Source organism: Fibrobacter sp. UWB5, from assembly GCF_002210295.1.
Classification (GTDB): Bacteria; Fibrobacterota; Fibrobacteria; order Fibrobacterales; family Fibrobacteraceae; genus Fibrobacter.
On record NZ_MWQH01000009.1, the window covers coordinates 107,038 to 123,856 of the forward strand.

The 16,819-nt window shown below is 49.4% G+C and carries 5 protein-coding genes; all 5 read right to left on the reverse strand.

What is annotated here, in order from left to right:
- Positions 1 to 61: 61 nt before the first annotated feature.
- The 5 genes from B7989_RS12035 to B7989_RS12055 all read right to left on the reverse strand — a co-directional run bounded on the left by B7989_RS12035 (position 62) and on the right by B7989_RS12055 (position 16,783).
- The gene (locus tag B7989_RS12035; RefSeq protein WP_144265051.1) at positions 62 to 3,175 is read right to left on the reverse strand and encodes a right-handed parallel beta-helix repeat-containing protein; all 3,114 of its coding nucleotides are present in this window, start codon (positions 3,173 to 3,175) and stop codon (positions 62 to 64) included.
- A complete protein-coding gene (locus B7989_RS12040) occupies positions 3,175 to 4,806 on the reverse strand; it encodes a FecR domain-containing protein (RefSeq protein ID WP_088628728.1) in 1,632 nt (543 codons plus the stop codon). Before B7989_RS12040 ends, B7989_RS12035 begins: the two co-directional genes overlap by 1 nt.
- Before the next feature lie 101 nt (positions 4,807 to 4,907).
- A complete protein-coding gene (locus B7989_RS12045; protein WP_073317374.1) occupies positions 4,908 to 5,237 on the reverse strand; it encodes a translation initiation factor in 330 nt (109 codons plus the stop codon).
- 9 nt (positions 5,238 to 5,246) lie between these two features.
- On the reverse strand, positions 5,247 to 8,699 hold the full coding sequence (locus B7989_RS12050) for an MFS transporter (protein WP_088628729.1): 3,453 nt from the start codon (positions 8,697 to 8,699) through the stop codon (positions 5,247 to 5,249).
- A gap of 116 nt (positions 8,700 to 8,815) precedes the next feature.
- Positions 8,816 to 16,783: a cadherin domain-containing protein gene (locus B7989_RS12055; protein WP_158212916.1), complete on the reverse strand. Its 7,968-nt coding sequence runs from the start codon at positions 16,781 to 16,783 to the stop codon at positions 8,816 to 8,818.
- Positions 16,784 to 16,819 lie beyond the last annotated feature (36 nt).

Here is a 16,819-nt window from a genome sequence, read left to right on the forward strand (position 1 = left end):
AAATTCTTTGCTATAGTTCGAAAAAATCCCTAAAAAAAGCGTAATTTTTTGTTTGGGTTAGCTAGAACTCGTAATTCAAGGCCGCAATTATGTAGAAATCTTTATATTGGTCGGCCTTGCTATCCGGGCGGTAGTTCAGGAGCGTACCAATGGTCCAGTCAGAATACAACGCCGGAGAATGATGAATGCGCAGCTTTGCAGAGGCGTCAAGGTCAAATTCCATTTCGTCGTAATCCTGGTTCATGATTTCGTAGCTCAACAGGTTCTGGCGAAGGCTACCCGACAGCGTAAGGTCCAGGAAATCCGGCTTGAGTTCCATTTCCAGGTTATCCATCAAGGTCCATTCGAATTCGCTCATGTCGTTGCGGTTGTAGATCTTGTACCTAGGCGTCAAGGAAACCGTATTGCGAATTCCTTCGAGCGTCGTCGTCAAAGAAATCGGATAGCGCTGTTCCAAGTAGTCGCTGCCATGCAGGTAATAACCGAGAATGCCGTAAGTCTGGTACTTGAACTGGAAACGAGAAAGCAAGCGGTCCTGTTCGAATTCAGACATGTCCGTAAACACCACCAACACACCGCCGATGTTCAGCACATGTTCCGGCATCTTGTAAGACCAGCCCAATTCCAGGGTATGCTTCATCAGTTTTTCGGTGAACTGGGTCGCCAAATAAGGTTCATCGGCCAAGGCGTAGTAATCGGCCCAGCGGGCAGAGTCGATCTTGATGGTGTCAACGCCGTTGAAAACCTTCATCGACGGGCGACCCTTGATTTCTTCGAACCACGGATCGTTATAAATGCCCGAAAGGGCAGAATAGTTGGCGTACAGGCGCTGCGGCGTGCTACGCGTTCTGTAATTGAAGGCATACTTGAACGTAAGACCCATCTTGTCGTTCAACTTAAAATCGTTCTTCACGTAACCATCATGAATGTAGAGCGTTCTTACAGGATCCTGTTCATGTTCCTTGAGCCAGTTGGTGTGCGCGCCCGGGAGTCCCCACTGCGTACCTTCGCCCATACCGAATAAATTGTAATCGTTACCCTGGCCAGCAGCGTTTTCGACATTCAAGCAGTAACCGAATCCAAAATTCCAGAAGTCGTAAATCTTTTGCTTCAAGTTACCGCCGAGCATACGGGAATTCTGCAGCAAGTCTTCGGAACCGGCGCTGTAGTATTCGCTCCCCACATACCTGAAGAAACCTTCCACAAAAGTACGCGGATTCGACCACTGGTACGCACCAGAGAATGCCCAATGTTCATGGCCCCAGAATTCACCGCTCGTCGGAGCAATGTCATCGGTATGGATCGTCTTGGCGACCTCACGAGCCTTGTTCAAAAGCCTCTTCAATTCTTCGCGCATTTCAGCGGGAGTCATCATCGAATTTTCACCGAAGATCTGTTCCAGCTTTCTTCTGCTGAGCGAATTCACTTCGTTCACATTGCTCATCAACTTGTTGAGCAAAGCAAAATTAGACGGATCAAGCCCAGCTTCCGAGAACACCTGGTTCACGGCACGTATCTTGGCCGCATTCAGCGTATCTGCAGCACCCACTGCAATCTGGCCATTCAGCTTGATATCACCCGGATAAAACAGCCAGTTTCCATCGGCGAACAAGTTTCTCGAAGACACCACCGGTTTTGCGGTATTCGTGTTCGGGTCCATGCCGTCTCTCAAGAAGGGGTCTTCCAGATAATCCTTACTTGCCACAAAGCCCAAGGTTCCGTTAAAGCGACGGTGCATATTCCAGCGGACCTTTCCGCCACCCACCATTCTCTGGGCTTCGGCTTCGCCGTCATCCACGTAATCCTGGTAAACGTCGTAATTGCGTTCGCCCACCGTCTTGGGGGCATTCATTTCACCCATGAACACAGAGCCCATGAACATCGGGTCATTGGCTGAATTTTTGAACAAATTCATATCATAGCTTGCACCAAAGGCATGTAGTCCCGCCAAGTAAAGTTCGCCAGCGTTCGTATAGAAATCACCCAACACCAAGTGTTGCATGTCATCGGTATAACTGGCCTGGAACTGGTAAACCTTAAAGTGGTCCCATGCATCGCTCGAAATATCGGTCACCACCTCGAATGTCGCACCCGTCGGCGATTTCATCAACAGGTTTGCGTTCCAGTTCGTAAAGAATCCAGGAACCTGGAAGTAGTTGATATAACGTTCACCAGGTTTGATCGTATCGTCTTGCGAAATATAATCTTCGGCCGAAGAATTGTGGCGGGTCAGCACCTTGTGGTAACCCAGTTCAATGCCCACGTTACCCGAAATGCTCCATGATGAATCTTGAGACTCCTTCATGTTGCCCGCATACTTGGCAGCGTCGGCATACGGATTCACCGGTTCTTCACCAAGGTCATTCTTGTATTCGGAAGCGTTTCTCGCAAACAGTTTCGAATTGTCCTCCAATGCCGGGCGAATATCCTGCGGCGGGATATCTTCGGCCACAAAAGCGACTTCGTTGTTTTCTACGGTAGAATTTCTTTGCGTCAGAACGTTGTTGCCTAAATCAACAATACCGACTTCATTCATGTCGATTTGCGTACGCATTAGGTTCACAGTCGAATTCTCGCCTGCAAAGAGGGCCACATGGTTGCCCGAAAGCGTAGACGCGTCAATATCGATCTCGGCACTGTGCGTTGCCCACACACCGACATTTATACAGTCTTCGACTCGAGTCCACTGCAGGGCCACAGAGCCGTTGCGCACAAACACGCCCGCACGGCCCGCATTCGAAATAACACCGTCTCGCACATCGAGCGAACCGCTTTCGACCGCAATGCCGAACATGGCGTTTTCGATATGGGTTCCCTGAATTTCAGAGCGCTTGACACCCGTAACCGTAATTCCGTTCCACAACTTGCCATCTTCGGCAGAAGTCATGGTCACCGTGTTACCCTTTTCGCCCATAATGGCAACCGAGCCACCACGGACATCAAGCCCCGTCCCTTCGGAAAAATAAAGAGCCGTACCCGCTTCGACGACTAGCGCCTTCCCCTCGGGCACGACAATGGTTTCATTCACCAGATACGGTGAGTTGTCTTTCTTTAAAAATCCGGTAAGTGTACCGCCTATGACACTCTTTTCGAGCGTGCCCCCTTCAACGGCAAAAGCACTCGCATGGAGTGCTACCATAAATATTGCGGTTGAAGTCCAAACCCTTAGCTTCATCAACGCACCTCGTAATCCTTCTTAGCTCTAGCCGTGTATCCACTCTTGTGGACGACTTCGATATCTACATGGTTCTTCGCAGTTCGCGAAACCATTAACGGAATCTGGTAATCCAAAGTATGAATCTGTGTCAACGATTCCTGCAAGATAATCTTTCCGTCAAACCGGACTGTCACCTTGCTCAAGTATTCAGGATCGTTTTCAGGAATCCGGATTCTAAACTGGAGCGTTTGCGAAATGCGATCAGGAATATCTTGCGGCGGAGGCGGAACCTTCAAGATTTCTCGAGGCTTTCCAAAGACATCAATCGTGAATCGCTTGTTCGGATAGCAGCCCATGGTCTTTGTGAGTTCGACCTTGTTGGCGGCCTGGTCTTCGACGCGAACGACGTATTCGTGGCGGCCATTCTGGAGTTTAACTCTCTTCTGGGCATTCTTGGTAATCGTTTCTTCCGAAATCTGGCTACCGTCCGATTCAATGGCCATCACGGCAGCATCGTTCTGCATGTCGCCCACCGACACGTTTGCAACGCAGTGCAAGGAGTCGTAAGACGAAATGGCGGCGGTCGGAGCCTTGGTATTGACTTCGGAGCAAGCCTTATTGATCTGCAAGTCGATCGTCTTGGAATTCGTGAGGCCGGCGCCCTTGAATTCAAGCGTTGCCTTGTCAGCGGTCCAGAGGCCGTTTTCGTCGCTAATGGCAATCTTTTCAGAGAAGGTGTGAGCCTTGCCGTCAGCGGCGCGGATCAAGTTTTCGGAAGTAAAACCCTTGCCCACCGTCAAGATCAGCGATGCATTTTCGTCAGAGGTACGGTAAGAACCATCGACCGAAAGACCGCCTTCGCAGATTTCTACCGGAGAGGTCGTGGTCAGAATAAATCCATCTGCCGGAAGCGTTGCAGCCGCCTTCTGGGCTTCTTCGCGCAGTTCCTGCTGGAAGGTAGAGTCGGCCTTCTGCAATTCAGTCTGCAAGTCCTTCACCGACTTGGATTTGTCTGCCAAGATCTTGCTCAAGCGCTTGGCAAAGCGGGCTTCGCCCGAAGAGGCCAGTTTTACGACCACCAGGGAATCCGTCCCGAACGTGGTTTCGCCAGCGCCGATAAACACCGGCTTGTCAGAGCCTGCGGGCGTAATTTCGAGCTTACCAGTCTTAAGGCCAGCAAAGAACACGCCTTCGCCGCCAATGTAACCTTCGGTACCGCGAATCGATGCGGTTGCGGTTCCGGTCTTAAAGATAAACTTGGATTTTTTGTTTTTGAGTTTATGGACGGCAAAGTTCAAGAAACCTTTTTCGACATCGATCTTAGTTTCAAAGCCACCTTCGTCGTTGGGTTCAAAGAGTTTTTCCATTTCGACGATGGTGTTTTCGCCAATCATAATGGAGCTGCCGTCAGGGAGTCCGAACACGACTTCGGATTCGACACCCGTACGCACCTTGTCGGACTGATACACCTTGGCACCAGTCTTAATGTGAATCCATTCGTTCTGTTTAGCTTTCCAGCGGTCCACTTCACCCAAGGCCATACGGACTTTACCGACCGCTGTCGCAGAAAATACCATTGCCGGCATTACGGCAAGAATCATCATCGAGCGTAAAAATGTCTTACTTGAAATGGAAACTCTGACCATCATTAGCCCCTTTCTATATCAAGTAAAAAGATATTCTTTTTTTACGCAAAAAGCATTACTTTTTTTTACGAGGTGATATAAATCAAGCCCTAAACAGGCTTTTTTTAGCCACCGGCGAGTTTCACCGTATAACCGCGCTTTTCAAGCTCGGTTTTAAGCAAATTTCGCTTGTCGCCCTGGATTTCGATCACAAAATCCTTGACCGAGCCGCCTACCCCGCACTTTTGCTTAAGTTCGCGGCCCAATTCCTTGAGTTCGGCTTCGTCGAGCGGCACGCCAGTCACTACACTGGCCATTTTTCCGCCCCCGAGGCGCTTGAGCTGGATTCTTACCACGCCATCGCCCTGCGGACGCTCCGCCTTGGGCTTTTCCTGCTTGACACGGCCCCCCAATGCGGTAGAATAAACCAATGTAGAACGTTCCTCAATACCCATTACCAACCTCTAATCGTTTTTAAGTCCCAATCTTTCCATGGCAATCTTCTTGCCGGTCTGGAAATCGCACTTTCCGGAGCCCAACTTGGGCAAATCATCGAGCTTGAGCACGTAAGAAGGCTGCATCAGCGGCGGAAGTCCCACTTGCTTGAGCCTGTCCTTGGCCTCGTCTTCAGAAATATCGCCCGCAAACAACAGGGCAATCTTTTCGCCCTTGGAGCCATCGGGCACGGCCACCGTAAAGTGGTCCACGCCTTCGAAGAACGTCGTTTCCGAAATCTTGAAGTCCACAGAACCGAGGCTTACCATTTCTCCACCGAGTTTTGCAAAACGGCTATAGCGGTCCACAATGGTTAAGTAACCGTCTTCGTCTACATGGCCCTTGTCGCCCGTCTTGTACCAGCGGCGGCCATTGATAATCGCAATTGCCTGCGCCGTCTTTTCGGGATTCTTGAGGTAACCCTTCATAATCTGGGCGCCACCGATCAAAATCAGGCCGTCTTCGCCAATGGGCAATTCTTCCATGGTATCGGGATCCACAATGCGGAACTGCGTACCCGGCAGCGGTGCGCCCACGGTACCCGGCTTGTTGCCCACCAGAACCGTCTTGTAGTCGTCCATCAACACGTCCTTGGTATTCACGGCTGCCACAGGAGTCGTTTCGGTACAGCCGAAGCCTTCAAAGATTTCAAGCTTGAATTTGGTGCGGTAAAGCTGGCGAACATCCTCGCGAATCTTTTCGGCACCGGCGTAAATGCGGCGCACGCTCGAGAACATCAGCGGATGCACGGCGCGGTTCACGCCCCACATGCGAAGGAACGTGCCCGTCGCCACCATGAACGACACCTTGAACTGAGCACAAATGCGCGACACAAGCTTTGCATCGGTCGGATCGGGACAGGTGGCCACCGGCACGCCCTCCACAAGGCAAAGCATCGTCGTAATCGAAAAACCGAATGCATGGAACAGCGGGAGCGAACCCAGGAACACGTCATCGGCGCAGGGATTCAAAACGCTTTCGCACTGTTTGATATTACCCATCAAGTTGTAATGCGTGAGTTCCACACCCTTCGGCCTACCTTCGGAGCCCGAACTAAAGATTACCGTAGCCACATCGTCAAGCGTGACCTTCTTGAAGAAACGCAATTCCAGGTACCAGGCCGGCAATACGAGTACTCTCAAGAAGTTGAGAATCATGGTTCTCTTCGGAATCATCTCCTTAAGGTCTTCCATATAGTACACTTTGTACTTCGAAAGCAGAATGTCCATGTTAATGCCCTTCTGCTTCAATTTCTCGACAAAGACCTTGGCCGTAATAATGCTCTTGACATCGGCAACACCACAGCAATAGTCCATGGTTTCAGGCGTATTGGTGTAGTTCAGGTTGTAGACCGTCTTGCCGCGCACAAGGCATGCCATGTTGGCAATAATGCCCGGGCCCGAAGGCGGAATCAACACACCCACCTGCTTTTCGCCGATAGTTAATTTATCAATAACCTTCGCAAAAGAAAGAACTGCAGTCGTAAGCGTATGGGCAGACAAGTGCTTGCCGTCGGGGCTATACACCGAAGGACCACTCCCCACCTTCTTTGCCGTACGGATCCAGGCAGAAGCCACCGGACGGAGCTTACGGATGTATGTTTCCCAAGCGGTAATAGAAAGTTCCTGTACAGCACGCTTGATCGTTACCGGGTCTGCTTCGAGCGGGAGTTCGTTACCGAAAGCAACCGTCACAATTCGTCCGCCCGAATGCACCAAATCCTTGAAGCCCGCATCGGCCATGGAATACGAACTGCCCCACAGGCCCTGCACGTAGAACGGCAGCAGTTTTACCTTGGGCACATCGCGAATCGCCGCCGAATAATCCAGCCTAAAGCGGTTCATGTTACCCGTCGAAGTCATTGCATTTTCGGGGAACATCACCACCGCTTCGCCACGCAAAAGGGCATGGCGCGCCTTTTCCATTGCAGGAGCCGGGTTCGAAATATCCAGGTTGATAGTCTTCATCTGCGAAAGCAGCAGACGCACGTACCACTTTTCATACGGTCGGCGCGTAATCACAAAGCGCATGGGTCTCGGGCTTGCCATCTGGATCAGCGCCCAGTCAATGTACGAGATATGGTTACCCACCAACAGTACCGGGCCTTCCCACGGAATATTCTGCACGCCCGACACCAAGAACTTGTAGTGGATCGAAAGCGCGGAACGCAGCAACTGGCGGAGCAATGTATGCGGCATGGCCCAAAGAGCCCACACCGTGCCGGCCAAGCAGTAAATGCCCAGAATAAAGAACAGGTCCATGCGCTCAAACTTCAAGTACTTGAGCGCCACAATCAAAAGCACGTCAAAAGCGATAATGCAAATGTTCTGCACCGCGTTGCTAATCGAAAGCACGTGGCCAGCCGAACGCGGCTTAGTATTGTACAGGAGCATCGCAAACATCGGAAGCGCATACAAACCGCCACAGAAACCGAGCAAGGCAAAAGCAATCGCATTATAGGGGCGCGGAATAAACGGAATAATCAAGATCAAGGCGGCAGCACCGGCCGTTCCCAGCGGAATAAGGCCCATTTCGATAAAGGCCCTGGACATGCGCATGGCGTAGTAGGAACCGAGCACCAGGCCCACAATCGTCCCCACAATCGCATAGTTCGCCATCAAGTCCTTATCGAACAGCGACCCCGAACCGAACATGTCTTGCACAATGAACAGCAGCAAGAAGATCATGACCCAGAACATCGAAAGGCCAATAATCGACTGGCGGAGCGCACGGTTCTTCCAGGCCTTCTTGAACTTGCGGCGGGTAAAGGCAAAGTTGTAGTAACGGCTCCAGGGGAACTTCATTTCGGCGTCGTAGGCGCCAATAGAGGGGATTGCAAATGCGAACACGGTACCAAGGAGTTCCACGACGGCAATGCCCGCAATAATCGGGAGCACGCCCTGCATCAAGTGGGCAAAGTCAAGCGTCTGCGGAGCAATCTGTTCAAACGCCACCGCGGTCGCCGCAGCAGACAACAGCAAACTTACGAAGGTAACGATCGTAAAGCGGCCGGCGCCATTTGCAAGCATGCGCACGCCCACCAGTTCCTTGAGGTAGCCGCTTTTTGCCGGCGAGGCAATGGCCTGCAGCACAAAGAAAAGGGCCGCAGCCGCAAACACAAATGTCATACTTCCGATATACGCCGCCACACCGAACACGCCCACAGCCGGGATCATAAGCAGCGACGTAATGCGCAACACGCGTTCCTTGGGATACTTGTCCGAGAAATAGCCGGCGGGCGTTACAAGCAGCACGCACGGCAAAAGAATCAAGAGGTGCAGGACTATAAACGAACTGTCGCTCGATTCAAACAAATGCAAACGGTTAAGCACCAATTCCAAGAGGGCAACAAGAGACGTGGTCGAAGCGACCTGCGAAAAAACGACCCCATAAAAAGCGAAAGAACCTTGATGTTTTTCCATTTCTAATTCCTTGGATTTATGGGGTAAAAGATACACTTTTTGTATGTAAAAAACAGAAAACCCCGGCCGAGCCGGGGTCTTTTTAACACTTGATTTTCAGGGGTTATTTGCCGCGATTAGTGTTTCGGGCGGCGATAACCGAAGGACTTCAGGAGTTCGTCACTATTCTTGATGACGTCGCCCTTACGCTTTGCAGAAGGACCAAAGCCGTCGCCGGTTTCCTTGTACTGCTTGGCGTTGAAGTCAGAAGACGGGAGCGTACAACGGAGCTTCGAACGGATAGTGGCTTCAACCTTGTAAACATAGGCGCCAGTAGCGTACTGCTTGCCGTTATCAGCCTTCACAAAGCCGTTCTTGTCCGGTTTCTGTTCGAAGTAGAGGTTGAGCACGCCTGCTTCGTCGGTAAAGCTCGGGTCGTTCAAATCCTGCTTGAAGTTGAAGTAATCCACGAAGTTGCCTAGAGAGGTGTACACCCAGATCTTGGCATGCAACTTGGAATCGTACAGGTTGAACTGACTGATATCGCTCGGAATCTTGACGCCGTCTTCGCAGTACTTTTCGACGTACTCTTCGACAGAGATCTTGGTGGCGTTATCGGCATCCACACCTTCGAGCGGAATCATGCCGTCAGACACAACGATATCATCCAAGGTGGCAAGGCCGCTAACGGTACCGTAACCTGCCTTCGGAACAATCACCGGCAACTTGATATCCAGAGCGAGAGTCGGGCCCAAGTGACCTTCATCCATTCCCGGATACGGTTCTTCGCCGCTACCATCCTTGGTCTTGAAGCTGCCACCGATCAAGGTTTCAACTTCCTTGCCCGTAGAGGGGTTCTTGATGCTCACTGCGAAGGTTTCGCCCTTCTTCGGCGGGTTCACAGAGTAGTATTCTTCGACCTTATCCTTGTCGATTTCGGTAACAGGCTGTTCCACAGCGATGTTCACGCTCTTGGAATCCTTCATCATGACAGACACCGTATCAGAGGCTTCGTTACCAGCCTTGTCGCGGTAGAAGCGCACGATGATGTTCGGTCCCTTTTCAAGCCCCTGGATCGTCAGAGAATCCTGTTCGACACCGTTCACGGTCCACTTGACTTCCACGAAGTTCGAACGAACGATGGAGTACGTGACCGGAGAAAGGATTTCGACAGTCGGAGTCGTCTGGTCAAGCACGATGAACACGGATTCGGTAGCAAAGTTACCGTAGATGTTCTTGTAGGTGTAGGTCACAGCGTAGCCAATGTCGCCTTCGGCGTTCTTGACCATGTTGCCCTTTTCGTCGACAGCGTAAGACACGACCGTCGGCATACCCAGACCATCGATGCTAACCGTGGTCACCGAGAAGATACCTTCGCTCACGTTGGAGTTCTTTTCGGAATCCTTGCCCTTGCCGGACTTGGAACCCTTCGAAGAAGCACCCTGGTACATGAGTTCACCGTTCGGGCCCTTGGCGAGGATTTCACCCGTCAAGGCGTCAGCGATGTAAGAGACTTCCACTTCCTGGTCATCCACCACAGTCTTGTAGGTAACCGTGATGATTTCCACAGATTCGGTCTTGCCCTTGGAATTGATCACCGAGGCCTTGACCGGTTCGCCGTCCTTGTCGACAATGTAGGACACGGTCACCGTATCGCCGCCGACAAGCTGCGTGTAAGACACCTTTTCAGAGTTGCCGTTCACCGGAGAACGTGTCACCGGACCAGTCGGAGTTTCGTCGAGCATCAGCTTGCTGTCTGCGATTTCGTTCATCTTTCTGAACGTTGCGTCAGGCACCTTCACCGGTTCGAGGTTCACTTCGAGAGCGAAAGACGTATCGCGCTTGTTGGCCGGATCCTTCACGTGCACGTACACGGAATCGCGTTCCTTGTTCACGTAGATGTTGGTATCGGCATCGCCCATATCTTCAACAATCGTGAACACGTTTTCGGCCTTGACATGCGTCGGGTTGGCAGTCACTTCGACAACAGGCACTTCGTCGTTGAACATGATGACGACCGTATCGGCACCAGCCTTGTCCTTCGTCGGGTTCTTGTAAGAAATCACGATGACATTCTTACCCTTCTTCAGGACCGTATCCTTCGAGACGATCTCGTCGTCCTGACGCCAGGTAATCGTGCCGTTCTTCTTGTTCGTATAGACCGTATCCGGGTAGTTCCAAGTAGAGTCGACATTGTCGTACTTGGTAATAACCACATCGGTATATTCAATCACGTTGGTCACATTGATCTTGACCTTGGCGGTGTCGGCGAATTCGCCATCGTACACCTGGACATAGATCACGTAGCTCTTCTTGGCTTCGTAATCCAAGGTGTCCTTCAGGATCACGGCACCCGTATGCGGGTCAACCATGAACACTGCAGAATCGCCGTCCACAATCGTGTAGGTCAGCTGGCTGTATTCCTTCTTCTTATCCGGATCCGTAGCCTTCACCGTATCGATAACGGTCCAGACCGTGGTAGATTCCGGAACGGCAATCGTCTTGTCCGAAATAGAAGGCGGTTCGTTCACATCGTGGATATTCACCGTGATTTCCTTCGTGATGGTAATCGGACCACCGGAAATCATCTCCGTATCCTTGATGCCCACCATGTCGGTGACAGCCACGCGGACCGTAACGGTCGGGTTCTTTTCGTAGTCAAGGCCAGCGCACTTGTCCTTCTTCACAGTCACAAGGCCAGTCTTGCTATCGATCGTGAAGCAACCCGTCGGATCCTCAACAATCTTGAAGCTCATCACCGTATCGAAGCGGTCAATATCAAACCACTTGACCGTGTCGAGCGGAGTACCCTTCGGAGAGTTTTCATCGACACCAAGCGTATCGGTCAAAATCTCAGGAGGTTCATTCAAGTCGATCAACTTGACAGGAACCTTCAAGTCTGTGTAAACAGTCTTAAGAGTCGTGTCACCGTAAACCAGTTCCACCCAGTATGCGGAATCCTGACCGCAAACATACTCGCCGTTTTCGCAGTCAAGCTTGACATTTGCGAGAAGCATGACACGCATCAAGTCCGTAGAGTCCTTTACCAGCTGGAACAGTTCGGTATTTCCGCCCGTCATCTTGAAGCCGTTATCATAAAGATCCGAGTTCCTAGACAAGGAGTCAATATCGCTCGGGTGTTCCACGTGACCGAGAGAATCACCAATATTGTTGTTTTCGGTAATCACGAGAGGCCATACTTCGAAGAGCGGCTTTTCGTTTTCGTCCGTCACGCGAATGGTACGGTAGAGCGTATCGGCCATGCCATTCGGGTCAGTCACGACAATACCCATCGTATATTCCGGATCCGGATCGTTACGAGTCTTTGCATTTCTGAGAGTTTCGTAATCCAGGAGTTTTTCATCCTTGACGGTTACAGTAATCACAGAATTCTTATAATCGATCTTAAACAGGTCAGAGCCCTTCAAGGCCACGCCCGGGATAGTCGTACCGACATCAAACCATGTAACCTTTGCACCAGCAACATGGCCGGTATCTTCATCAACCACATGGTACTGGAACAAGACCATACCCGTCGGAGTAATAATCTTCTTGGTACCATTCGGATTATCCGGATTTTCCTTGACGCCCACGGTCAAAGTATCGGTCGGCGTAACGCCACGGCTCGTGGTGTCGCAGAAGGCTATGCAGAGAGAATCAGAATCGTCATGACCATCCGGATCATCCGGGCCATCAATAACAATGGTCGGCGGTTCGTTGACGTTCTGAATGTTCACAATCACATTGGCGGTGTCATAGAGGCAGGCGCCATCGTACTTGCCCGACGAAGAATTCAGTTCGCAGTTTGCAATCAGAACATCGAACGTGTAATCATGAACAGCCAGTTCGTAATCCATCTTGGACGGATCATTCACCACGACCTTATTGGAATCCATCACGAATGCGAAGGTTTCGTCCTTACCGATAATGGAGTATTCCAAGTGGCCATACTTCTTGACATGCTTGGTATCCGGTTCGGAAACTTCGAGCTTACCGATGACCGTACCCTTCGGCAGATTTTCATTCGGCTTAATGGTAGCATCCTTAGCATTCGGGGCTTCGTTCTTGTCGACAACCTTAATGATACGGCGGAGGGAATCGCCCATGCCAGCCGGGTCATCAGGATCGCTAACATAAATCGTCAACTTATGGAGTTCCTTGATCTTTTCGTAGTCAAGTTTGTCTTTATCCTTTACTGAGACGACAACCCTCCAGTGGCCATCAATTTTCTTCATTTCAATCTTGAAGAGAGAATCGAGACCGGAGTTGTTCGTATTCTTCATAGAAGCTTCGAACTTGTCCGTATGACCGGTTCCGACGTCTTCGTCAGAAACCACATAGTTGAGCACCATGTAGCCCGTCGGAGAATTTTCATAGACCATGACCGTCAAGACAGAGTCGCCCTTGTCGCCACGGCTCGTAGTGTCGCAGAAGGCAATGCAGAGAGAATCCACATCGTCCTTGCCGCAGCCTTCGCCTACGCAGACTTCGCAATCAGGACCTTCGCAGTCCGGAATAATGACTGTCTTTTCAGGTTCGTCAGTCACAGAGAGCGAGACATTGGCGGTGTCATAGAGGCAGGAGCCATCGTACTTGCCCGTCGAAGAATTCAGTTCGCAGTTTGCCACCAGGACCTTGAATTCGAACTTTGCAGTCGGCTGCAGAGCTTCGTAATCCAAAGCATTGACATTGGTCACGACAATCTTGTTAGAATCCATATCGAACGGGATGTTGTTTGCAACCCTGTCGATGATAGAGTATTCCAAATGACCGTATTTCTTGACATGCAAGGTATCCGGATCAGAAGCGGGCAACTTGCCAACCACAGTGCCGTTCGGCGTATTTTCCTTCACAGAAATCGTCGTATTCTTGCTTGCAAACACCGGAGCTTCGTTCACGTCGACGAGGTCAATTCTGTAGTCAAAAGAAGCAGTCTTGTTATCGGCATCGGTAATAGTCAACTTTACATTGAAGATGGTGTCCTTGGGGAGAGCTTCATAGTTGATACCGCTCTTCACCACAATCTTCAACGAGTCACCATTTGTGACGGCTTGGAAGTAGGTTGCAGCCACACCACCGCTCTTCCTGTCAACAAGTTTGGCAGTCATGCTTGTAATCTGGCCCTTATCCGGGTCCGTAATCTGGAATGCATGAACGAGCTTACCCACAGCGGTATTTTCGTACACGTCGGATACCTTACACTGCTGAGGCGTATCGTCCGTAAAGCAATTGATTTTCGGATCTTCCGGAACGTTCTGGATCTTCACGGTGATCTTGGCCGTGTCAGCCAAGCAATGTTCGGTGTACTTGCCCGTCGTAGCGTTCTTCAAGCAGTTTGCGACTTCCACATCGAAGGTGTACACGATATTGTCTTCGTGGTTCATCTTCGAAGCGTCGCTCACGTAGATGGTAGAATCCGTATTACCCTTCATTGTGAACGGAACCGGATTAGCAGGATCAGCAATAATCCTGTATTCCAAATGACCAAACTTATCAAGATTCTTGAAGTCCGGATCCGAAGCCTGAACAACACCAATCGAGGCGTTCACAGGCAGGTTTTCGACCGGATACAGAGTAAGAGCGTCTCTTGTTTCGCCAGTAGGAAGACCATCATTTTCGCCACGGACACCCGTGATTGCAGGAGCTTCGTTGACGTCGTTGATGATAATCTTCTTTTTAACAGTAACCGTGTTGGAACCGGAAGCACCACCACGATCCTTTACAGTCATAGTAATGCTATAAGAAGACTTGATGGATTCGTAATCCAGAATGGTAGGATCCTTGACGGCAATAACCAGCCACATTTTGCCGTCATCAGCAATCACGTGATCAGGCACATAGAACAAATCCTTAAATTTCGGACCGCTGGAAGCATCGTCGTTTACAACGTAAGAAACAACCAACTTCGATGCGACATCTGCGCCATCAACGTCCTTGACTTCAAGCTTACCGACGATAGCATCTACCACGGTAGGACTTGTCGGCGTATGTTCATCAATATCATAAATTTTGCCATCATCAATGATAACCGGAGGTTCATTTTCATCGGTAATATTGACAACCACATGAGCAGTGTCATAAAGGCACTTGTTCGTCAAGTTTCCACTATCATCTTTTTCACAGTTGGTAACCCTAACATCGAATTCATACTTGTGACCAGGTGTCGTTTCGTAATCCAAAGAATCGACTTTCGTCTTAATGGTACCCTTGTTGTTACTTGTCGTAATCGTGAACGGCAAGCTAGAACCATCTATAAAGGAATATTGCAGATATCCATATTTGTCAACATTTTTGGTATCCGGATCATTCGCAGCGATTGTGCCAACAATAGTACCCTTCAGCTTATTTTCAGCAACACTCAACGTTGTATCATTCAGGACAGGCTTTTCGTTCACGTCAATCACATTGATGGTACGATCAGAAGCGTCTGTAATCTTGCCGTCATTTTCCAAGCTGAGCGTCAGTTTGAACGAAGTCTGCGTTAAAGCTTCGTAGTTAAGATCTGCTGTCTTAACAGTCATCTTTACATAAGCGGAATCATAAAGAGTCGGATCAGTGCTATTTTCCAATTTCACCAATTCAAAATCAAACAACTTCTTGGCCGCCGTAGCATCAGTACCACCAACGATAAGTTTGAACTTGCTAATATCAGCAGCATCGATATCTACATTCTTGACCGGAATGGTTGCAAATACAGTCGTTGCAGCCGTATTTTCATTAACATTATATGAGGACACCTTATCATTAAATTCAGGGCCATTCATGTCGACAATAGTTAACTCAAACGCACCTTCGCGAAGTTTATCTGGCATCACAGCACCAGTCAGGTCAGAAATTCTCAAAACAAGCTTTTCGTCACCTTCCTTTCTGGTATCTTTAGCCACATTGATATAGACTTTCGTTTCCTTCGTCGGAACGAGAGTGTTCATCAAGATTTCAACCGATTCCTTTTCGCCCTTAGAGCAAATAGGGAATTTTCCATTTGAAGGAACATTAAAGTCATCCTTATCAGCATATCCACTTTGGTTCATATCCAAATCAAAGCAGTACTTGAAATGAACATTAACTTGAGCATTAGAATCAAGCTGGATGGGAACTTCAACATCTACTCCATTTTCAGGGAAGCGGCCTTTAGCAAGAGCCGTCGGGTCAATAACATCCGGGTCAAACGGCACATAAAGGAAGCCAGATCCATCAAATTCAGCATCAACCGAGATATAATTAGCAAGCAATTGTCCAGCAAGAACCATATGTTGATGGACATCAATCGACGCCGTAGTAATATATGAACCTTGGATGGTATCACCCGGATTCATAGCAGGGAAACTAATAACTTTATTTGTATAAAAGAGCAAGTTGCCACTATAGCTGTACCCCTTACCAGTTGTATCTTTATTAGACACAACTGTTCCATGACCACTCCATGAAGATCCACTAAAGGACGCATCGTTTCCATCCATATAAATAATTTGGATAGAGTTGCCTGACTTAAAATCCTTAAAGCCATCTTCAAGGAAAATTCTTGTCAAACGACCGCCTTTCTGCATACGAATGTACAAGTGACCGTTATTATTAAATGTAATAGACGGGATGTACAAATCATACATGCTTTCATCATCCGTCGTATAGGGGACATCAATATACGCAACGCCACCATTTTGAACAACGACAGCGCTCCCCACATTTTTCGATGCAGTAGGATCAACTCTCGGAATTGACAAAGTACGATCAATCTGAGGAACAATGCTGTCAGGACAATTCGAATATGCTCCGCCAATATATTTGGCACCCTTAATATCTTTCTCGTAGTCAGAATCAACAGAACCCTGTACACAATGAATACCATTGGCCATGTTCACAGGATTTCTATTTTCAACAGTAATTTTTCCTGTAACACGGACAGGACCTGTGGTTATGGAATCAGCACCATCACCACTCGTAAAGGACATGTCACCGCCAATTAAGATCGGACCACCCACATGGTGCCACGGGTTTTTAGAAAGGAAATCACCTTTTGCGGTGCCAAACCATCCTGACGAGTCCGGAATTACAATCTTATATCCTTCAAAAGTAATACCATTTGTACCGAACATCTTATATTTCATCAAAAGATTCCAGTACGCCTGATTTTTATCGTGGTT

Excerpts from the sequence above, each read along its gene's own strand:
- B7989_RS12035 (WP_144265051.1), bottom strand. The coding sequence starts at position 3,175 with ATGAAGCTAAGGGTTTGGACTTCAACCGCAATATTTATGGTAGCACTC.
- B7989_RS12040 (WP_088628728.1), bottom strand. The coding sequence starts at position 4,806 with ATGATGGTCAGAGTTTCCATTTCAAGTAAGACATTTTTACGCTCGATG.
- B7989_RS12045 (WP_073317374.1), bottom strand. The coding sequence starts at position 5,237 with ATGGGTATTGAGGAACGTTCTACATTGGTTTATTCTACCGCATTGGGG.
- B7989_RS12050 (WP_088628729.1), bottom strand. The coding sequence starts at position 8,699 with ATGGAAAAACATCAAGGTTCTTTCGCTTTTTATGGGGTCGTTTTTTCG.
- B7989_RS12055 (WP_158212916.1), bottom strand. The coding sequence starts at position 16,783 with ATGAAATATAAGATGTTCGGTACAAATGGTATTACTTTTGAAGGATAT.